Consider the following 20766-nt stretch of genomic DNA (forward strand, 5'->3'; position numbering starts at 1 on the left):
AGCTAGGGCACACCCCAAACGCGATCGAAAAACAGGAGTATTTCAGTATGGGGTAGAGCCAAATTTTTAAGGCTGTACTTAATGTTTTTCTTAAGTACCTACCTATGACATGGATGTAGGTAAGGGGCGTGAGCAGGACGCGGAAGCTTTGCTCGGTTTTTACTTATTCTTACATGGATGTAAGCCAGTAGAATAAAGCAGGAGCAGTTATCGAGCCCACTAGGTTACAAACTTCGCGCCGCGATTAAATCGCCCCTAGATTGAACAAATTTTAATCCTGAAAGGTCAACAGGCCCTTACGGACATGCTTTAAACCAATTAAGTAAATCTTTAAATTGATCATCACGCGCACTTGGGTGGGTAAGCATATTAATATGATCGTAATCAAAATTATGCCCGTGTTTACGACCGTAAATTCGCATTTGTTGAATGCCAGGCCCAGATTCGTCCATAAATTTTTGAATATCGATTGGTTGCGCTAATGCTTTATCTTTTACCGCAGCAATATGAAGCGTAGGCGGTAAATGCAGGCTGTTTAGCGCTTTTGCATAATCAAAATTATCATCAGAATCTATCCATGGCTTCTTTTTAGCCCATTGCATACTTTGATAATGCGACTTTTGAGTTTCGTTATCGCTTCCCCACTTATAGCCCTTAGCATTCAAATAGCCATGTTTTTTAGCAAGTAAAGGCGCCATAAAATACCAAATTAAATTGGCTTGTAATAATTTTTGAGGATGATTATTAAATAAAGAACGCTTAGAGCCAAAATATACACACGCTTTTACATCATTAATATATTGAGGGAAACGTGCAAACGCGCTGTTCATTAATACTCCGCCCCAAGAGTGAGCAACCCAGTAGTCAGGCTTCTTGCTTTCAATCAACTCTATTTGCTTAATAAACGCTGGAATATCTTCTAAAATGGCTTCAGTTTGCCCGTACTTAGCGTCACTTGAAATAACCGGTTTACTATCACCTCGGCCACGTAAATCGGCCACATAACATCTATATCCATGCTCAGCCAAAAAAGGGGCAAGTCCTTTATTTGAATGGGTATAAAAAATTTTACCGTTTTCTACAGCTCCATGCATAAAAAATACGACAGGCCCTTGCTGATTTTCATCGCTAATACGGCGTAAATGAAGTGTTTGTTGATCAGCTAAGTTAATAATTATTGATTGCTGAGAAATCGCCACAGTTATTCCTTTTTATTATTTTCAACTCATCCTACCAGTAATATTAAATATACCAAAGGAAATGTCTGCACTTTACTCATCAGCATTTGTTACAATCACTACATCATATCTGTTGTTAAAATGAAGCCATGAAAGAAAATAAAGCACGTTCAAAATTACACCCTCGTAACCTACATAAAAATGGGTACGACTTCGATTTATTAACAACAGAGCACCCTGCTCTACTGCCCTTTGTTATAACAACACCTGCAGGTACTAAAAGCATTGATTTTAGTGATAACAAAGCCGTTAAAACACTAAATCAAGCTCTTTTAAAAGCACATTATAATATTGATTTTTGGGATATTCCCGAGCACAACTTATGTCCACCTATACCTGGGCGTGTTGACTACATTCATTACTTAGCCGACTTATTAAGTGATGATAATCAACAACAAATACCTTTAGGTAAGCAAATTAAAGTACTCGATATTGGTACTGGCGCTAATTTAGTTTACCCGCTTACTGGTACAAGTGAATATAAGTGGCATTTTACAGGGACTGATATTGATGCAACCTCAGTAAAAATAGCAAAGCAAATTGCTCAGTTTAATGGTTTAAAAATAACCCTAAAACAACAAAAAAACGCATCACATATTTTTAAAGGCGTTATAAATCAAAAGGATTTATTCCATTTAACACTTTGTAATCCTCCGTTTCATGCCAGTGAAGAAGAAGCGACTAAAGGTAGTGAACGTAAATGGAAAAACTTAGGCAAAACACCAAGTAACGCGCTTAACTTTGGTGGCCATAATAATGAATTATGGTGCGAAGGCGGTGAAGTACAGTTTATCTCTAATATGATTAAAGAAAGCGAAGACTTTGCAGAGCAAGTACTGTGGTTTACGTCGTTAGTATCCAAAAAAGATAATATTGCAGCCCTTGAAGAAGTATTAAAAGCCCACCCGATAGCACAATATAAAATAGTTGATATGGCACAAGGTCAAAAAATTAGCCGCTTTATTGCATGGAGCTACTTTGATAAAGAAACCCGCGAGCAAATTTGTAGCGAGCTTGATTAATACTAATTTTATTAAAAACAATAAAAAGGATAAGGCAATCATGATAGATTTTCGCTCTGATACAGTTACAAAACCAACAAAAGAAATGCGCAATATTATGTACAGTGCACCGGTTGGTGATGATGTATATGGTGATGATGAAAGCGTTAACCAACTAGAAGCTTATGCGTGTAAGCGTTTTAACTTTGAAGCCGCACTTTATTGTAGCTCAGGTACACAAGCCAACTTACTTGCAATAATGGCGCATTGTGAGCGAGGTGACGAATACATTTGTGGCCAAAATGCGCATAACTATAAGTTTGAGGGCGGCGGTGCAGCTGTTTTAGGGTCTGTGCAACCACAGCCTATCGAAAACGATGCTGATGGCAGTATACCTTTTAGTAAAATATCGGCGGCTATAAAACCAGACGATTGCCATTTTGCAAAAACGCGATTGCTTAGTTTAGAAAATACCATTGGCGGAAAGGTGCTGCCTCTTGAGTACTTAGCCCAAGCTCGTGACTTTGTTAACACACATAATTTAGCGCTGCACTTAGACGGCGCACGAGCATTTAATGCCGCAGTTGAGCTAAATGTTGATATCACTGAAATTACAAAACACTTTGATTCAGTTTCTATTTGTTTATCTAAAGGCTTGGGAGCGCCCGTAGGCTCTTTATTATTAGGCTCACCAGCACTTATTAATAAAGCAAGACGATGGAGAAAAGTACTTGGTGGCGGTATGCGCCAAGCCGGAATGCTTGCAGCCGCTGGGCAGTTTGCACTTGAGCACAATGTAGAGCGCTTAAAAGACGATCATGCAAATGCACGTTATTTGGCTCAACAATTAAGTGAAATCAGTGGCTTTACTGTCGATATGAGTAACACCACTAATATGGTTTACGCAACATACACTAACAGTATAAACATTGAAGAGGTTGCTGAGGCACTTAAACAACAAGGTATATTATTTAGCCCAAGCAAGCAGCTTAGGCTAGTAACACATTTAGATATTACGCGCGAAGATATTGATACATTTTTAAATGCTTTGTCGGCCCATATTTAACGCGGCTTTATAATGTTTGCGGCATACCGAAACATATCGGTCATTGCCGCCAATTTCTACTTGGTTACCATCGGCTATTGCTTCACCATTTTCATCGGTACGAAGTACATGGTTAGCTTTACGCCCGCAGTGGCATACAGTTTTAAGCTCAACTAACTTATCAGCCCACGCAAGTAAGTATTGCGACCCTATAAATAGCTCGCCTCTAAAGTCATTACGCAGGCCATAACACAATACCGGTATACCAAGCTCATCAACCACATCGGTTAATTGCATTACTTGTTCTTTTGATAAAAATTGACACTCATCAACTAATACACAATGGCGCTTTTTATCATTGTTGAGTGATTGAATAAGATCAAAAACATCTTTGCTAGCATCAAATACATGGGCATCAGCTTGCAAGCCAATACGAGACGATACTTTACCCACGCCTTGTCTATCATCAATGGCCGCAGTAAGGATGACAGGTTCCATGCCACGTTCTTTATAGTTAAATGCAGATTGTAATAACGTGGTTGATTTACCTGCGTTCATTGCAGAGTAGTAAAAGTATAATTGAGCCATTGCGGTGCCATTTTATAAAAAGTGCGCTTATGCTACCTTAATATTAAATTAATACCAATTTACAAACGCGAATTTTATTTTGTCAGGGCCTGTGACCTTTCAGGATTGTAATTTGTTCTATCTAGGGGGGATTTAAACGCGGCGCGAGATTTGTAACCTAGTGAGCTAAGTAAAAACCGAGCAACAAAGAGTAAATCCCTCCTAGGACGAACCCAGGGGCAGCGCGTGTTTGGCATTTATAATGCGTTATCGTTTATTTATGGGGACTAACCACACTACATAGGCTCCGCCTAGCCTAAAAACCAAACACGCTGCTGCAAATTTAACCTCGAAAGATAAACAGGCCCTTTTATTTAAGTGTTTGTAAGTATTTAATATACACAGGTGCACTTTCAAATTTTGATAACCATTGCCACATTTCCAAGCTTAGAGTGCTATTTTCTTCGTAGAATTTTTTTGAAAAAATAAGGTAACCATGGCTGGTTTCGTACGGTGGGTAAATAGGTTTAACATTTTTACTTTTATAAGGGTAACTCGACACTTTTAAGCCATCTACTTGGCATAGATCGACACTCGCCTGCACCACGCCCTTATCTAGCAACTCAAAAGCTTTGCTCTTAGAGAACGTATTATGAATAAAAAATGGTTCTTCTTTTAACGCGCTATTTAGCCCATAGCCATTAGGAATAGCTATCGTAAATGCTTTATTTTGAAATACTTCGCGAGTCTCCCATTCTTTATGAAATTTATAACGCCCTATAAGGCAGCTACCAAATTCACTTACTGCATACTCTTCTTGTAACTTACCTTGTTCATCAACAGGGTAAACAGCAACATTTTCTCGTCCTGTGCGGTAACTTGCAATAACAGCATTCACTCGATTAAATTCTAAATCGTTTAAGCATCTACGCCATGGCTTTCTAACAAATTTAATCTCAACACCATCAATCGCTTTATCTAATAAGCTTAAAACCTCCACTGAGGCCTCAGGTTGATCAATAGGTATAGCCTTATCAACACCTAAAAATAGTGGTGCTGCGTTTTTATCTTCATAACAAAAAAGTAATTCTTTGGCCGTAACGCCATTGCAAAACACAATACACTTCAAAACAAAAATATAAAGTAACGTTCTAATTTTCATAGTGATTTTTATTTATAAACTAAATCTACAGTGTAGTATGTAGTACTAAACATACAAAATATTCGTTAAATTAATTTACATTAATCCTTCGTGTTTCAGCAACCATAGTTTTCTATCAAGCCCACCTGCATAACCCGTTAACTTTGCATTTGCGCCAATAATTCGGTGACAAGGCACTATAATACTGATCGGGTTTTTACCATTAGCAGCACCTACCGCCCTCACTGCTTTTGGGTTATTGAGTTGGTTTGCAATATAACCGTATGTTTGCGACTGTCCAAAAGGTACCGTTAATAATGCTTGCCATACACTGTGCTGAAATACCGTACCGCTTGTATCAAGTGGTACATCAAAAGTAGTGCGACTTTTTGCAAAATACTCTTTTAACTGCGCAGCGCAAATAAGCACCGCCTTGTTAGTGACTTGCTCAAATGGCGTATAAGGGTGTTCAACTGGTGGATAAAACCCAACATAACTCACGCCTTTTTCGGTCGCTTGAATAATTATGTCGTCTATTGGGCTCGAAATTGATGTTTGAATTATCATTATAATTGCTGCCAAAGTTGAAAAGTTAAGTAAGATCGAAAAGGAGCGCAATTAGCAGGCTCAAACGGGTTTGCCGCTGCTTGTGCTTTTTTAACACCTAAATCACCATCAAGTAATATATCGGGTTGGCTTTGTCCTCGCAGCTTTGCATAATTTACTGTCCAAGGGCCAATTCCTTTTAAGCTAAGCCATTCATCTAAATCGTCATTTTCAGGATTTAGTGCACAAAAATGGGCTAAATTGTGCAGTGCATTTTTGCGTGCTTGTGGCATTTTAAAAAAAGCAAAATCACTATCAGCAACAATTTTAGCTGTGGGGAAGTAAACAGCATCACCCTCTTTTTCGCCTAATTCATCAACTAACTTTGTTACTAAATTATGCGCCGCAGTAACACTGACTTGTTGTCCAAGTACTGCCCTTATCCCTGCTTCAAAACTTGACCAAATCCCCGGAAGCCTGAGCCCTTCACACACTGTAAATGCATTATTTATATTAGCGCTTAAATGCATTTGAATTAAATTAATATCGGCGTCTAAATCAAGCACACGGCGTATATTATTTATAACAGGTTGTAAGTACGACGTATTATCTATATTGATAGACACACTAAAGTGGTTTTTACTCGCTATAAATTCAGCGGTAAAACTTCCTTTATATTGCTCACTTGCAAAAGTACGTCCGTAGCTCGTTTGCGTTATCCACTCCATTGGCTTTATCAAACGCCTTTGCAAAAAGCCCTGCAAAGCAGGCCAATTATAAGGCGGCCTAAATGGTAACGTTAATGTGAGTGTTGACGTTGGTTTTTTATCGCTACTACGTAGCTTCGAGGGAGCTATATTTAACTGCTGTAAAAATGCATCATTAAAGCGCCTAATGCTTTTAAAGCCTGCGGAAAACGCTATTTCGGTAAGGGGTAAATGTGTTTCTTGAATCAGCTTTTTAGCAAAGTGACATTGGTTAAATAATCGATATTGCGTAATCGACACACCAAAATACTGCTTAAACAACTGTCTTAAATAACGACTACTTACACCTAAACGAGCTGCTAATTTTTCGCAGTCGTGCTCGTCATTTTGATCTATTAACTGTTTTGCTCTAAGTGCAGTCGTTTTTGTACCCTGCCATGCTGCGCTGCCTGGGGCACTATCGGGCCTGCAACGAATGCAGGGCCTAAAACCATCTTGCGCCGCGTTATGAGCAAACTGATAATAAGCAACGTTTTTTTCGTGAGCCGCTGGCGCAGGGCAAATAGGTCTGCAATAAATACCGGTACTTTTTACCGCTACGTAAAAAAGCCCGTCAAAACGTGGATCGCGGCTCTGACGTGCTTTTTGCCAATGTGAAGTGTCCATAAACGGCTCTATAAATTAAACCTTATAGAGCCTAGCTTATACAAAAAAACTCACATTACTAGCCATATTCGGCACTCAACCAATAGCCAATAAATAACGCCTTTGTACTTCTTGCCAATTAATTACATTATAAAATGCAGCAATATATTCAGGGCGTTTGTTTTGATACTTCAAGTAATAAGCATGTTCCCATACATCGAGCCCCAAAATAGGTGTATTTCCCTGCATTAATGGGCAATCTTGATTAGCACTATTTTCTACAATCAACTTTTCATCCGGCGTTACACATAACCACGCCCAACCACTACCAAATTGGCTAATTGCCGCGGCTGTAAATTGGTCTTTAAATTTATCAAAACTGCCTAGTTGCTCATTAATAACCTGAGCCAGAATACCTTCAGGTTCACCTCCTCCTTGTGGGCTCATTATCTGCCAAAATAAGCTGTGATTAAAATGCCCTCCTACATGCTCTTGTACTGCTTTTTGCAAATTACTAGGCAGGCTGTTTATTCCCTTAAGTAATTTTTCAGCATTTGCGGTTGCATATACAGTATTTGCTAAAGCAGCATTGGCTTTATTGATATACGTTTGATGATGCAATGTGTGGTGAATATGCATCGTTTTACTATCTAAATGAGGCTCAAGCGCATCATATTCATAATCAAGTGCTGGCAATGTAAATGCCATAAATTACTCCTTTATTTTAATGTAGCAGGCTGTTTGTTGAGTCTTTAGAGCATAAGCAAAAATTCACTTGCTCTATTAGCTCAGGTAAAAAATGATAGCGTCTTGCAAATGATACAAGTTCAGAGGAAGTTTTAATGTAATGATGCTTACTCACTTTTTGTATATCGTAATGAGTATGCTTAATTAATGAAGAGAGTGTTAAGTGTACTTCGCATAGCCATTTGCATGCATTTTCAGGCTGTTGCATAGCTATATAGGTATCAGCTAAATTATGAGACGCAACAACAAGTGCGGGTATACAGTGCTCAATAGCATGAATGACAGTGTTATTAATCTGAGCATATAAAAATTGCTGAAGAAGATGATCTGCAAGTGTTTTAGCTAATAAGTATTTATCGTGGGCTTCGAGAAGTGCACCTTGTTCAAATGCATAATTACCTTGCATTATATTCGACTGCCAAGGGCTTAATGCTTGATCAAGATAAAGTAAATCTGAGTGGGGTTGTTTTTGACTTGAGATCATATAATCATCTGCACGTTTATTTATGAGTGTGTATTTAACTTACACACCCAAAAAACCAAATGCAAATGATTTTCATTAACTATTTAGCGAAATCTAATAATTCCTGCCCTGTTAAGCGATATATAATCCATTCGTTTTGTGGCTTTGCACCAATGCTATTGTAAAAATCGATAGCGGGTTTATTCCAATCAAGCACTACCCATTCAAAACGACCACAGTCATTACTAATGGCCTTATTAGCTAAGTGTTTCATAATGGCTTTACCTGCACCATTGCCACGGCTATCTGGGCTTACGTATAAATCTTCAAGGTATAGGCCATTTTTACCTAACCAGGTAGAGTAATTATAAAAATATACCGCAAAACCAATTGGCTCATCACCTTCTAAACAAATTATGCTGTGCGCAGTTGCACCTTCACTAAACAGAGTATCTAAAATTGCCTGCTCGTCTGTTTTTACTGCATCAGATTCTTTTTCATATATGGCAAGTTCGGTAATAAAGTGCAAAATTGTTTTTGCGTCACTTGGTTTTGCATCACGTATTATAACGGGTTGGCTCATTGTATTTTTACCTTAAATATACTGCTCTAATTTATCTTTTAAAATATCTAATTGAATAGGTTTACTCAAGTAGTCATCCATTCCAGCTGTTATACAACGCTCTTTATCTGAGTTCATTGCATTTGCGGTTATAGCGATTATTTTAATGTTTTTATGCTGTATGCCCGCCACGCCTTTACGAATAGCAGCGGTTGCAGCAAAACCATCCATAACAGGCATTTGGCAATCCATAAGTACAAGCTTAAAATATCCTGAATCATGCGCTTCTAATATATCAATCGCTAATTGGCCATTCCCAGCAATAGTAACGTCACAATTAAGCTTTTTGAGCATTAATTTAGCCACCTGTTGGTTAATTGGATTATCTTCCACCAGTAGTATTTGGGAAAACTCCTGCATCTTTTCTTTTTTAAGTGACGAAATATAGCCTGACGTAACAAGTGGGAGCGCCTCGCCTGCATCATTACTCGTTATAACCGACAGTGCAGAAATTAAATCGGCAGTGGTTACTGGTTTAGGAAAATATGCCTGAAAGCCAGCATCAGAATAACGCTGCGCGCCTTCCATACCTGCAATACTAGTCATCATTACAAGTGGCATTGATTTATAATGTTCATGTGCTTTTAGTGCTTTACACAGCTCTATGCCATCCATTCCTGGCATTTGCATATCAAGCACTGCAATATCATACATGCAATTTTTATCTTTATAGTGCTGCGCGCACATATCAAGTGCTTCATGTGCATCACATGCGAGTGCAACCTTAGCGCCCCAATGTTCAAGCTGTTGTGAAATTACAATTCGATTTGTCTCGTTATCGTCAACAACTAAAACTGTTAGCTCTTCCATATTAATATTAGGAATATAACGCTCTTTTTGATCTCCCGGAGTTAACATTATAGTGGCGGTAAAGGTACTCCCTTTACCTGCTTCACTTGTAAGAGAAATTGCTCCTCCCATTAACTCACAAAGCTGCTTACAAATAGCCAGCCCTAAGCCACTGCCCCCGTATTCACGCGTTGTTGATGCATCTACCTGAGAAAAAGGGGTAAATAACTGCTGTTGCTTTTCTTCACTTATTCCTATGCCTGAATCTTTTATACTTGCAACAAACTCTAAACCTTGAGCCACTTTATTAATTTTGGCGCTTACCACAACCTCGCCCTTACTCGTAAACTTAACGGCGTTACTCAGCAAATTAGTAAGTACTTGTCGAATGCGCCCAGGATCTCCGCATAACTGCGAAGGCTCTAACGCTACCAAATCTAAAATTATTTCTATACCTTTTTCTTGAGCAGTCAATGCTTGTGCGGCAGCAACTTCGCCAATTAAATCACGTCCATTAAAGTTAATCTCTTCAAGTTCAATTTTACCCGCTTCGGCTTTAGAGAAATCTAAAATATCGTTAATTACACCCAATAAAGAATGCGCACTTGTTTTGGCTATACCTACTTTTGTTTCTATTGGTTTAGGGAGTGACTCTAATTGAACAAGTTCTAGCATACCGAGTACACCATTCATTGGCGTTCTTATTTCATGGCTCATGGTTGCTAAAAATTGGCTCTTGGCAATAGCCGCATCCTCTGCTTTTACAAGCGCTACTTTAAGCTCCTCACTGATTACTTTTCGTTGCTGAGAAATCAAAGTACTTCCCACTAAAGTAGCCAATGATCGAAGATACGTTTCTTCACTTTGCGTCCAATTGTGATGTTCGCCTACCGTTTCAGCGCACAAAATACCTAAATTACCATCACCAGTTGCTATTACTGCATCAAGCATCGATTTAATATTTAATGGCTTTGTATACGCTTCTATAAAATCAACAGTTGCTGGATGGGTATAAACATCATCAATGGCTACTAAGTTTTGCTTATAAATGGCGTTATAATATGCAGGATAGTCTTTAGCAGTTAAAACAGCATCTGTATCTACAAACCCTTGTCCATCTATGTATAAACTATGACATGTCATTACATCTCGTTGATCGTTAAAAATCCATACCGACGCACGTGCAACATTTAGCACTTCGCACATAGATTTAACGGCTAGCTTTTTAACTTGCTCTACATCACTATTTTGCACTTCAGGTGCGACTGTAAGCGCGGCTAAATTTTTGTTATAGCGGTTTGCTTTTTCGCTTTCGAGTTCAAGGCGCTTATGTGCATCAATACTTTGAAATGAGCCAAAAACACGTACGCATTTACCATCTTTAAGCTCTGCTTGGCCCATTGATTTAACCCAACGCTCTTGCCCCGAATAGGTCAAAATAATAAGCTCTACACTCCAGCTTTCACCTAAAGTCACAGCGCATTCAAATAAGGTACTTATAGTGTCTCGGTGTATTCCTGGTTTATAAAAATCAATAGCAGTATCTATCCTCGGCTCAAATCCCTCTGGTACTTCGTGGATAACTTTAACTTCATCAGACCAATAAAGAGTATGCGCATCTAGGTCCATCTCCCATGCACCAATCTGTCCTTGCTTACTCATTGATTCAAGCAGGCTTTGCTGACGGCTTATTTTTAATTGTGTATTGTAACGTTCTGTAATATCTAAAATAAATCCATCTAAATACAATATATTGCCATCATCTGCGTAAATCGCTTGGCCTTTTTCGTTTACCCAATGCAAAGAGCCATCGCGGGCTTTAATTCTATACTCAACAGACCATGACTGCTTAGAGCTTACACAACGGACAATTTCATCTTTTATTTTTTGAGAATCGTCTTCACATATTAAATCAAAGAAGCAAAGGTCTTCATTGTGTATCAACTCATCGGGTGAATAACCGGTAATTTCACTCGCTTGCTCGCTCATGTAAAGCATGCTTAATTTGTCATCAAACTTACATCTATAAATAATGCCAGGGATATTTGATACCAAAGATGCAAATCTGTCTCGGCTTCCTTGTAGCTCAAGCTCTGTGGATTTTCGATCTGATATATCTAAATGCGTACCTATCATACGCTTTGGAGAGCCATCGGTATTCCACTCAACTATTTTTGCAGTATCGAGAACCCAAATCCAATGCCCATTTTTATGTTTCATGCGGGCTTCACTAACATAATAGTCAGTCTCGCCGGAAAAATACGCTTGAAGTTTTTTCTCCGACATAGCTAAATCATCAGGGTGAGCGTAGGTATACCAAGTATCTATAGTACAAGGTTCAATATCACTGAGCTTGTAACCTATAATCTCGGCCCAGCGGTTATTAAATGTCACATTTTTAGTATCAATGTACCAATCCCAAATACCCACTGCTGTTGAGTCAATCACTAGTTGTAGCTGTGTTTTGTGCTGTTCAAGCTCTAGCTCTTGTAACTTAAGCGCTGTAATGTCGGTACGAATAGCAATATAGTTTTGTGGTATACCGTTTTCATCTAAAAATGGTGCAATGGTGGTATCTACCCAATAAAAACCACCATTTTTAGCTTTATTACAGATTTGCCCGTTCCATACATCACCGCGTTTAAGCGTTTTGTACATATTTTTAAAGAATTCTTTTTCGTGTTTCCCTGAATTTAATAAGCGATGGTTTTCGCCTATTAATTCATGTTCGTCGAAACCACTGATCTCACAAAATTTCTTATTTACAAAAGTAATAGTGCCATGTAAGTCAGTTACCGCAACAATGGCATGTTCATCTAATGCACTTTTTTGTTCTGCTAATTGTTTTAATGCAATTTGAAGTGCCGAACGTTGTTTTTGTAATATACTTTGTTGTTCTTCTTTTACGGCTACTAACTTACGTAAGCCTAATGAAAGCTGATTAAATTCAATGCTATCGTTTATTATTGGAACTTTAACTAAATCGCCTTTTGTAATATTTTCGACAATTTTAGCTAAGTTAATTAAAGGCTGAGACAGCCGGCGACCAAACCACCACGACAACGTTAATATCAGCAGTAAGGCACCTGAATTAGTTAATACAGCGAGCTGCTTATAATAATTAGCACCTTGTAGTGCAACTTCTTTTGGTTTTGATACAAGTAGCTGCCAGCCAGACTCATTTAAAAACTCTAATGAATTAATATACCCATATAAAGTGACTTCATTTTTATCAATATAAGAAAAAACACGTTGTGTTGGTGAGCCATTTTGAGAGAAAAATGATGGTTGGGTATCGTCTGAAATATTACTTTTTTGAATTTTATTATTGTGCATAACATAAAATGTTATGTCTTTATTAGCAGCGTGTATTTTACTTAGATTATTTAATAAGCCATTTAAATTTATATCTGCAAGCAATATTGCTTGTAACTTATTTTCATCATTTAATATCGGTAAGCCAATAATATGATATTCACGCCCTGAGGCAGTCATTGACTGGAATTGGATTTTACCTGTATTTATAATGCCAGAACGTATGTTATTAAAGTGCGGCTCTTTAAAAACATTAAAAAAAGGTGATGAAGGTCGTGAATTAACGAGGTTTACATCAATAAGCTCTACATGATTAACAAAGTCATACTGCTCAATAAATTGATTAATTAATTTTTGCTTTTTATTGGGGCTGATATCAAACTGCGCCCTAAGCAAATATAAATCTTTAACATGGTCTGTAAACCAAATATCAGCAAATTGCTTACCTATATTATTAAGCTCGTTAAGTTCAGTGTCTGCATTTTGTTTAAGCGTGCTATTTACATGTTCAAGACTAAACCACGTAAGTATACAAAGTGGCACTAAAGCTATAATTATAAAGGTTATAATTAACTTACTTCGAACAGATTGTCCTTTACCTGTTAATTCACCAAAGTTTAAACCTTTGTCCATGCTTAATATCCAGCAACTTATAATCATTTAATATTACTTACATTAATGCACTAAATATATAAAGACGCAAGTTTTGAGCGGTAAACTCCTTAAAAACTGGGTATTTAGCGTTACAATCTTAAATTCACATTTTTTAAAAAATACGCCTTTATTACTAACTTATAATTACGCTTGCTTACGCTACAACTTCTGTAGCTGTTTTAAACTCCTCGTGATATAAGCAGTATTTAATCAATGCGTTTGAGGGCATTATGGCGCACGATCACTCACATAGTCATGTAGACGAAAACCAAAGCAATAAAGAGCTCACCGTTGCTGTGGTTATTAATGTATTGCTAACCGTAGCCCAAGTTATTGGCGGGATATTTTCGGGCAGTTTGTCACTTATAGCCGATGCCCTTCATAATTTAAGTGATGCTGCCGCTATATTTATAGCCTTGGTTGCACGTAAAGTTGGTAATAAACCTGCTGACGCCACTCATCATTTTGGCTATAAACGCGCTGAAATACTTGCCACACTTTTTAATAGCAGTACATTAATATTAATTGGCGTGTATTTAATTTTTGAAGCCATTTCGAGCTATTTAAACCCTCAACCAATTAATGGCTGGATAGTTGTGTGGGTGGCAGCAATAGCGTTGGTAATTGATTTAGCAACCGCATTTTTAACCTACCGAGCGGGAGCAAATCACAGTATAAATATAAAAGCGGCCTTTATTCATAACGTATCAGATGCAATGGCATCTATTGTTGTTATTATTGCAGGCACCTTAATTATTTTATACCAATGGTATATTGTTGATTTAATTGCCACTGTGCTTATTTCTATCTATGTAATTTTTCATGGCATTTTACTATTAAAGCAAAGCTGCAAAATTTTAATGCAAGCAGCGCCTAGCAATATTGATACACACGCAATATCACATGCTATTAGTAATGAATTTAATATCGAATCGGTAGTTAGCATTAAGCTTTGGCAACTAGATGATAAAGAAAATTATTGTGAGCTTGTTATTAGCACTCAGCACTTAATTAATTTGCCAACAATAAAAAGCTTTTTACACGACAATTTTAATATCGAAAATTGCATAATAGAAATCCGACCAATCGCAAATTAAAGCCCAATTTAATGCTCTTAATAACAAGCTAAACCAAATACATAACTATTTAATTGAAAACAGCTCGTATTATCATTTACAATATTGCTATTAACTCATAATGAGATACCGTTTTTGAAACTTTGGTTACGTAGAATTCATTTAGGCTTTGCCCTTATTAGCGGACTATTTTTATTAATAGTGAGCTTAACCGGTGCTGTTATGATTTATGCAAAAGATATACAGCACTTAATAGAGCCTGCAAAATGGCAAGTAACACCACAAGAAAATTTAATGCCTTACGATGAACTTATACAAAATGTACGAGCTCAAACTAAGCAAAAAATCACTTTTTTTATGCCCGAACAAGCGCCAAACGCCGCATGGCAATTTAGGTTAGCCAATAAACACTACGCCAGCGTTAACCCCTACTCAGGGGATGTACTAAACATCTATGAATCAACAGATACGATTTATGGGTTTGCTATGGGATTACATCGCTGGCTGTTGTTTGAAAACAGTAAGGGTGAAAAAACCTTTCGAAATTGGATGTCGGTATGTGCATTGCTACTTTTAATAAATGTATTACTCGGCTTTTATTTATGGGTAAAGCCCAAAAACAGAGTTAAACGTTTAGCTATAAAACCAAAAGCCAAATTTAGAGTGCTCATGTATCAATTACATACAGTGCTTGGTGTTTACTTTTTTATACCGCTTATGCTTATTGCCTTTACTGGCATGGCATTTAACTGGAAAACACAAACTCAATCTGTATTAGAATTTGTAACGTTTAATAAAGTAGAACAAAGACCTGAAGCGCCAAAAATAATCCCCCTTTCTCAAGCTGTTTTAAATTATAACGAAGCAATAAAAAATGCAGAGAACGTATTTCCAGATGGTAAAGTATATAGAATTTACTTACCTAAAAAAGATGACGAAGCAATTGCACTGAGAATGCAAAACCCTGGCGAAAGCCACGCTTACAGCTGGGTTTGGACTAACCCATTTACTGGTAAAGTATTAAACTCATTTGACGCCAGTAAAACCAACTTCACAACACAAGCATGGAACTTTAAGTATAAATTTCACATTGGTGATTTTGCAGGTCCTATAGTGCAGTTTTTATGGTTATTAATAGCCCTTTCACTCGCATTTTTTATTGTAAGCGGTGTGTATTTTTGGTTAAAACGCCACAAATGGAAATAAATCTCATTAACACTTGCGTCATTAGTTGATAATAATTACCATTACGAAACTTATTATCAACTAAGACCCTCCCATGTTAAAAACTTCGCTTTGCCTTATTGCTGTTGCAATAAGTGCTAACACGTTAGCAAATGAAAATAATAAAAATGAATATACTTCTGATCAGTTAGAGCATGTGATTGTATCTGGCAGCCGAATATCAGAAAGCATTGACGAAGTACCAGCCTCAATTACCGTTATTAATCAGCAACAAATACAGCAGCATTTAAAAGTAAGCTCAGAGCTGGGGAGTTTACTCGCGCAAATGGTTCCAGGCCTTGCACCTAACACTGGCAGCTCAAGTAATTCAGGACAAACACTGCGTGGTCGCGCGCCATTAATAATGATTGATGGCGTACCGCAATCAACCCCTCTTCGTAATGGTTCATTAGGTGTAAAAACGTTAGACGCAAGCGCAATAGCGCGCATTGAAGTCATAAAAGGAGCAACCTCTATTTATGGTAATGGTGCCTCAGGTGGCATTATTAACTACATAACAAAACAAGCGCGTAGTGATGGTAAACCGGAAGGTGAAATAAGTATTTCAAGTCGCTTTAGCGCTGTTAAGTTAGCAGAAAGTGGCGGCGGTAGAATATCAGCAGCAGTGAACGGTAAACTTGATAAACTAAGCTATCTACTAACAGCAAGTTATGAAGAAAACGGCGTACAACGCGATGCACAGGGCGATATTTTAGGCTTGCAATATGGTTTATCTGATTCTGAAACTCAAAACTACTTTACAAAGTTAAGTTACGATTTTGACGACGAAAAACAACTTCAGTTTAGCTACAACTTTTACAGCTCACAACAAAAAACAGACTTAGGCGATGTGACTGGCGATGGCAATATAGGGGAAAAAACATACGCTATACACGTCCCTTTAGAGCTTCAAAAACAAGGTAAACCGCAAGGCCCAGAAGGTAACGAGAATATAACCCTAAAATATGTTGATTACGCGCTGTTTGAAAACACAAAAATGACCCTCGATCTATATAAACAAAATATAGAAAACGTGTTCTTTTTCTCAACCGCTTTAGCCAATCTTGATGAAGGTTACAGCGGTGGTCAATCGGTTATTAAATCAGATAAACAAGGTGCACGAGCCACGTTTAATAGCCAGTTTGATTTTGAAAATGTAACAGCCACCCTAATCTACGGCATTGATGCCTTAAACGATAAAACATCGCAACCTTTAGTAGATGGCCGTGTGTGGGTGCCAGAAATGGACATGGAAAGTATTGCCAGCTTTTTACAAACAAAATGGGTAATAAACGATGATATTATCCTAAAAGCAGGCGTAAGAAACGAAAGCATCGATTTGAGCGTAAGTGATTATCAAACATTAAAGCTGTGCAGAACCGAATCACAATGCTCAGTGCCATTGAGTGTGCGTGGCGACAGTATTAATTACGACGCGACAACCTATAACGCTGGTATAAAATACAATTTAACAGAGGCGTTTAGTCCGTTTTTTAGTTACTCACAAGGCTCTGACATTTCTGATATTGGTCGCCTACTTCGCTCTGCGACCGTTGAAGATATTGCGCTTATTCAAACCCAAGCTTCAATAATCGATAATTACGAAGTTGGTTTTACCTCACAGTTTGAAAACGTGCGTTTTGAATTTGCACTTTACAGAAGTACCTCAGAGCTTGGTACAAGTAGTGAATATAATGAAGTAACGGGTGTTTACGAACCCGTGCGTGCACCACAAGAAATATGGGGTTACGAAGGACTAGTTAACTACACTATTACCCAAGACCTTAAATTAAGTGCTACTTACAGCTATGTTGAAGGTAAAAACACCGAGACAGATGACTATTTAGGCGCAAGCCAAATTAGCCCACCTAAAGCAACAGCTAATGTAACATGGCAAACAAATGACGAACTATCACTTGCAATGAGCTTTTTATACGTAGGCGACAGAAAGCGCTTTGATAAAAACGCACAAGGCCAATACTCCGGCGATCAGGGCCCTGTTAGTAGCTACAACACATTTAACTTAAGTGGCCAATACAATGTTAACGCCAAGTGGAGTGGCTATTTTGGAATAGAAAACCTTTTCAATAGTGATTACTACCCAGCCCGCGCACAAGCATATACTTACGGTGGGTACAACATTAAAGGATTAGGCACAACTGCAACGTTGGGCGCTACATACCAATTTTAACAAATAAACACACACTATAGGCATGCCCTGCATGCCTATATGCTCAACAAATCCCGCATAAATAAACGTCTCAATTTTTATTTAAGGCGTCTATTAGATGCTAATGCAAATAAAAAACTGTCCATAAACCAAGCAGTAACGCAAACTTAAATAAGAATCAAAACCAATAGTAACGCAATGATTTTTATAGAGAAAACTTGCAATATAGGCTATTTGTACTACACTGCATACAATTGAAATAGTTAAGGCGATTTATCATGAAAGGTAATCAAAAAGTAATCGATGCGTTTAATACATTGTTAGCTAACGAATTAGCAGCAATCGATCAGTATTTTATACACTCGCGCATGTATGACGACTGGGGTTTAAACAAACTATACGAACGCCTTAACCACGAGATGGAAGAAGAAAAAGATCACGCAGACTGGCTTATTAAGCGCATCTTGTTTTTAGAAGGTGTACCAAATATGACTAAGCGCCGTGATTTACTTATCGGTAACGATGTAAAAAGCATGATGCAAAACGATTTAACACTAGAGCTTGAAGTAGTTGCGTGTGTTAAAGACGTCATCGCAATATGTGAAGAACAACAAGATTATCAATCTCGTAGCATTTTAGAAAAGCTGTTATTTGATACCGAAGAAGACCATGTTTACTGGTTAGAGCAACAACTTGGCTTAATTGATAAAATTGGTTCTGAAAATTATCATCAAGCACAAATGGCTTAGTAGGAGCATATTATGAAAGGCGATAAAGACGTTATTGCAGCACTTAATAAAGTACTCGCTAATGAGCTTGTTGGTATTAACCAATATTTTTTACATGCACGCATGTTTAAAGATTTTGGCTTTACGCAACTAGACAAAGCAGATTACAAAGTATCAATTCAAAAAATGAAAAACGCCGATCGTTTAATCGAACGTATTTTGTTTTTAGAAGGTTTACCAAATCTTCAAGACCTAGGCCGACTGCGTATTGGTGAAAACAGCGAAGAAATGATTGCAGCTAACATGAGTTTTGAACTTGATACTATTGGTGAGTTACAAAGCGCAGTTAAACTGGCTGAAAGCAAAAAAGATTATATTACCCGTGAAGCCCTTGACCACATTTTAAATGAGCAAGAAGAGCAAATTGATTGGTTAGAAACCCAACAATTACTTATTAAAAATACGGGTATTAAAAACTACTTGCAGTCTCAACTGTAAATAGTAACAAGCATAAAAAAAGCAGCTAAAAAGCTGCTTTTTTTATATCTAAGTTTTTATATGTAATTAAGCAACTTGATCCGTTACATCAGCAATCTGAATAAGTCTGCGATTAAGGATCTTTTTAGTACAACCACAACACTTACCGCATTGGCTGCCTACTTTAAGCTCTTTGGTTAATTCACGCATGGTTGTTGCACCATCGTCAATTGTTTGCTCAATTTTTTTATCAGTCACACCGTGACATAGACAAATATACATGAATACAAACCACTCTCAATTTCATTTAGTACGTACATACTAATCTAAACGAAAATGGTTATCAATTGTTATTTAGATAATATGTATTATTTAAAAAATTTTTTGGCCAGTGCCACTTAAATTGAGAATTCGCGGCAGCTTTAAAAAACTAAACTAAATTCAGCTAAAGTATAGTGCATAAATTGAGCATTGTTAATTAGAGCCTACCTTAAATGTAAGTAAAATTAGGTTTAGCTAAATATTTTAATAGTTGAATAGTTGAATGGTTGAATGGTTGAATGGTTGAATGGTTGAAAATTAATTACATTAAGGCTTTAAAAACCTTAATGTATAAATACGGAATTTACGGGTCGGTTATTTCCGATTTATGCCAGTGCAGATCGGATAAGCGAAGCGCCATCCGACACAGTAAAATACCTTGTCAATTATTATCAACATCTTATGTTGTCGAATGGCCGGAGATGGATGGTCGCAACCTTAGACACTTATTAGCAGTATATTAGTCAGTGTTAGTAAATTTTGCATAATTAGTAGTGATTTTCGTTCCTTTTTCAGTTTTTGTTATTATTGGTTTTTCAATAAAAACAACTGAGTTACCCAAATAGATCTTTACACTACCACTGGCTATTTCCGGTGTAGCTGTTTCCCACTTTGAATCAACTAACACTTCATAAGTAAGAGTTTTTGGCAAGAAAATCTCTACATTGTTACTGTAAACTCGATAATCATTATTTTTAGATGTTGTAACTTTATCTGAGTGTATCTTAATATCTGATGCCATTGTAGATGGCACTAGAAATAAAACACTACTGAAAATGGCTGCAATCATTGAAGATAACACTGCTATTTTGGATTTAGAGTGATTTTTCTTTAATGGGATTTCAGGCTGGAATAACTTAGTAACATCTAGCTCAAAACAGGAAGCTAATGCTTTAACAGTTTCCAATGAACCTGAACCATTATTTTCTACTCTTTGAATGGTTCTTAAACTTACAGCACTAACATCAGCTAAATGTTGCTGACTCCAAGCTCTGACTTTACGTTCTTCTATAATTTTTTTAGCGTTTAGTTTCATTTCCATTTGTATTTCTCACATGAATATATTGAAGCTATATCCTGTTCAAAAACTCCTTTTTTGTATACGACACATTTGCGTCACCTTAACGACAGGTCAATGCCATACTGCTAACAGCTTTATCAAAGGTTCCCTATCTTAGAGCGAAAACGTCCTTATTTCATGAGCTTCTATTATTATCAAATAGTGTAAATTATTACCAGCTATAAATATTATGCTTACTGTAGTTTATTTACACATATGAAAAAGGAGAT

Annotated in this window: 18 protein-coding genes; 7 read left to right on the plus strand and 11 right to left on the minus strand. The window is 37.3% G+C overall.

The annotated features are described in order from the left end of the window. Nucleotides 1–296: 296 nt before the first annotated feature. A complete protein-coding gene (locus tag CXF89_RS12110; protein ID WP_121954720.1) occupies nucleotides 297–1199 on the minus strand; it encodes an alpha/beta fold hydrolase in 903 nt (300 codons plus the stop codon). 128 nt (nucleotides 1200–1327) lie between these two features. On the opposite strand from CXF89_RS12110, the gene rlmF reads away from it, so the two are divergent. Both rlmF and ltaE read left to right on the plus strand, forming a co-directional pair. After that, nucleotides 1328–2260: a 23S rRNA (adenine(1618)-N(6))-methyltransferase RlmF gene (gene rlmF, locus CXF89_RS12115; protein WP_121954721.1), complete on the plus strand. Its 933-nt coding sequence runs from the start codon at nucleotides 1328–1330 to the stop codon at nucleotides 2258–2260. A gap of 40 nt (nucleotides 2261–2300) precedes the next feature. Next, nucleotides 2301–3305 (plus strand): low-specificity L-threonine aldolase, encoded by a 1005-nt coding sequence (ltaE, locus tag CXF89_RS12120; protein ID WP_121954722.1) that lies wholly within the window; start codon nucleotides 2301–2303, stop codon nucleotides 3303–3305. Here ltaE and CXF89_RS12125 read toward each other — a convergent pair. The 8 genes from CXF89_RS12125 to CXF89_RS12160 all read right to left on the minus strand — a co-directional run bounded on the left by CXF89_RS12125 (nucleotide 3279) and on the right by CXF89_RS12160 (nucleotide 13459). After that, complete coding sequence (locus CXF89_RS12125) at nucleotides 3279–3872, minus strand: thymidine kinase (RefSeq protein WP_007582344.1); 594 nt, start codon at nucleotides 3870–3872, stop codon at nucleotides 3279–3281. The genes ltaE and CXF89_RS12125 overlap by 27 nt on opposite strands. Nucleotides 3873–4221: 349 nt before the next feature. Beyond that, nucleotides 4222–5013, minus strand: coding sequence for an amino acid ABC transporter substrate-binding protein (locus CXF89_RS12130; RefSeq protein WP_121954723.1), 792 nt, complete (start codon nucleotides 5011–5013; stop codon nucleotides 4222–4224). Between the two features lie 75 nt (nucleotides 5014–5088). Then, nucleotides 5089–5559 (minus strand): methylated-DNA--[protein]-cysteine S-methyltransferase, encoded by a 471-nt coding sequence (locus CXF89_RS12135; RefSeq protein ID WP_076924193.1) that lies wholly within the window; start codon nucleotides 5557–5559, stop codon nucleotides 5089–5091. Continuing rightward, nucleotides 5559–6911, minus strand: a complete 1353-nt coding sequence (locus CXF89_RS12140) for a DNA-3-methyladenine glycosylase 2 family protein (protein WP_121954724.1) — start codon at nucleotides 6909–6911, stop codon at nucleotides 5559–5561. The genes CXF89_RS12135 and CXF89_RS12140 overlap by 1 nt, the downstream gene beginning before the upstream one ends. Nucleotides 6912–6986: 75 nt before the next feature. After that, on the minus strand, nucleotides 6987–7598 hold the full coding sequence (locus tag CXF89_RS12145; protein WP_121954725.1) for a superoxide dismutase: 612 nt from the start codon (nucleotides 7596–7598) through the stop codon (nucleotides 6987–6989). Nucleotides 7599–7614: 16 nt separating this feature from the next. Further along, nucleotides 7615–8121, minus strand: coding sequence for a hypothetical protein (locus tag CXF89_RS12150; protein ID WP_121954726.1), 507 nt, complete (start codon nucleotides 8119–8121; stop codon nucleotides 7615–7617). A 79-nt stretch (nucleotides 8122–8200) separates the two neighbouring features. Continuing rightward, nucleotides 8201–8683 carry a GNAT family N-acetyltransferase gene (locus CXF89_RS12155; RefSeq protein WP_121954727.1) on the minus strand — a complete coding sequence of 161 codons (483 nt, stop codon included), beginning with the start codon at nucleotides 8681–8683 and terminating at the stop codon, nucleotides 8201–8203. A gap of 12 nt (nucleotides 8684–8695) precedes the next feature. Further along, nucleotides 8696–13459 (minus strand): PAS domain-containing protein, encoded by a 4764-nt coding sequence (locus CXF89_RS12160; protein ID WP_121954728.1) that lies wholly within the window; start codon nucleotides 13457–13459, stop codon nucleotides 8696–8698. Between the two features lie 251 nt (nucleotides 13460–13710). Here CXF89_RS12160 and CXF89_RS12165 point away from each other — a divergent pair, with 251 nt between their 5' ends. The 5 genes from CXF89_RS12165 to bfr (CXF89_RS12185) all read left to right on the plus strand — a co-directional run bounded on the left by CXF89_RS12165 (nucleotide 13711) and on the right by bfr (CXF89_RS12185) (nucleotide 19176). After that, nucleotides 13711–14577, plus strand: coding sequence for a cation diffusion facilitator family transporter (locus CXF89_RS12165; RefSeq protein ID WP_121954729.1), 867 nt, complete (start codon nucleotides 13711–13713; stop codon nucleotides 14575–14577). Between the two features lie 114 nt (nucleotides 14578–14691). Then, nucleotides 14692–15762 (plus strand): PepSY-associated TM helix domain-containing protein, encoded by a 1071-nt coding sequence (locus tag CXF89_RS12170; RefSeq protein ID WP_121954730.1) that lies wholly within the window; start codon nucleotides 14692–14694, stop codon nucleotides 15760–15762. A gap of 73 nt (nucleotides 15763–15835) precedes the next feature. Then, the gene (locus CXF89_RS12175) at nucleotides 15836–17971 is read left to right on the plus strand and encodes a TonB-dependent receptor (RefSeq protein ID WP_121954731.1); all 2136 of its coding nucleotides are present in this window, start codon (nucleotides 15836–15838) and stop codon (nucleotides 17969–17971) included. 257 nt (nucleotides 17972–18228) lie between these two features. Beyond that, complete coding sequence (gene bfr / locus CXF89_RS12180) at nucleotides 18229–18699, plus strand: bacterioferritin (RefSeq protein WP_002958985.1); 471 nt, start codon at nucleotides 18229–18231, stop codon at nucleotides 18697–18699. Nucleotides 18700–18711: 12 nt separating this feature from the next. Beyond that, nucleotides 18712–19176, plus strand: coding sequence for a bacterioferritin (gene bfr / locus CXF89_RS12185; protein ID WP_024593101.1), 465 nt, complete (start codon nucleotides 18712–18714; stop codon nucleotides 19174–19176). A 66-nt stretch (nucleotides 19177–19242) separates the two neighbouring features. On the opposite strand, the gene CXF89_RS12190 is transcribed toward bfr (CXF89_RS12185), so the two are convergent. Further along, nucleotides 19243–19437, minus strand: coding sequence for a (2Fe-2S)-binding protein (locus tag CXF89_RS12190; RefSeq protein ID WP_002960627.1), 195 nt, complete (start codon nucleotides 19435–19437; stop codon nucleotides 19243–19245). Between the two features lie 499 nt (nucleotides 19438–19936). Further along, on the minus strand, nucleotides 19937–20518 hold the full coding sequence (locus CXF89_RS12195; RefSeq protein ID WP_121954732.1) for a helix-turn-helix transcriptional regulator: 582 nt from the start codon (nucleotides 20516–20518) through the stop codon (nucleotides 19937–19939). Nucleotides 20519–20766 lie beyond the last annotated feature (248 nt).

This window comes from Pseudoalteromonas sp. MelDa3, assembly GCF_002863625.1.
GTDB classification, from domain to species: Bacteria; Pseudomonadota; Gammaproteobacteria; order Enterobacterales; family Alteromonadaceae; genus Pseudoalteromonas; species Pseudoalteromonas arctica.

Bases quoted from the DNA above. Each gene is read 5' to 3' on its own strand.
- rlmF (WP_121954721.1), top strand. From the start codon at position 1,328: ATGAAAGAAAATAAAGCACGTTCAAAATTACACCCTCGTAACCTACAT.
- ltaE (WP_121954722.1), top strand. From the start codon at position 2,301: ATGATAGATTTTCGCTCTGATACAGTTACAAAACCAACAAAAGAAATG.
- CXF89_RS12125 (WP_007582344.1), bottom strand. From the start codon at position 3,872: ATGGCTCAATTATACTTTTACTACTCTGCAATGAACGCAGGTAAATCA.
- CXF89_RS12130 (WP_121954723.1), bottom strand. From the start codon at position 5,013: ATGAAAATTAGAACGTTACTTTATATTTTTGTTTTGAAGTGTATTGTG.
- CXF89_RS12135 (WP_076924193.1), bottom strand. From the start codon at position 5,559: ATGATAATTCAAACATCAATTTCGAGCCCAATAGACGACATAATTATT.
- CXF89_RS12140 (WP_121954724.1), bottom strand. From the start codon at position 6,911: ATGGACACTTCACATTGGCAAAAAGCACGTCAGAGCCGCGATCCACGT.
- CXF89_RS12145 (WP_121954725.1), bottom strand. From the start codon at position 7,598: ATGGCATTTACATTGCCAGCACTTGATTATGAATATGATGCGCTTGAG.
- CXF89_RS12150 (WP_121954726.1), bottom strand. From the start codon at position 8,121: ATGATCTCAAGTCAAAAACAACCCCACTCAGATTTACTTTATCTTGAT.
- CXF89_RS12155 (WP_121954727.1), bottom strand. From the start codon at position 8,683: ATGAGCCAACCCGTTATAATACGTGATGCAAAACCAAGTGACGCAAAA.
- CXF89_RS12160 (WP_121954728.1), bottom strand. From the start codon at position 13,459: ATGGACAAAGGTTTAAACTTTGGTGAATTAACAGGTAAAGGACAATCT.
- CXF89_RS12165 (WP_121954729.1), top strand. From the start codon at position 13,711: ATGGCGCACGATCACTCACATAGTCATGTAGACGAAAACCAAAGCAAT.
- CXF89_RS12175 (WP_121954731.1), top strand. From the start codon at position 15,836: ATGTTAAAAACTTCGCTTTGCCTTATTGCTGTTGCAATAAGTGCTAAC.
- bfr (WP_002958985.1), top strand. From the start codon at position 18,229: ATGAAAGGTAATCAAAAAGTAATCGATGCGTTTAATACATTGTTAGCT.
- bfr (WP_024593101.1), top strand. From the start codon at position 18,712: ATGAAAGGCGATAAAGACGTTATTGCAGCACTTAATAAAGTACTCGCT.
- CXF89_RS12190 (WP_002960627.1), bottom strand. From the start codon at position 19,437: ATGTATATTTGTCTATGTCACGGTGTGACTGATAAAAAAATTGAGCAA.
- CXF89_RS12195 (WP_121954732.1), bottom strand. From the start codon at position 20,518: ATGGAAATGAAACTAAACGCTAAAAAAATTATAGAAGAACGTAAAGTC.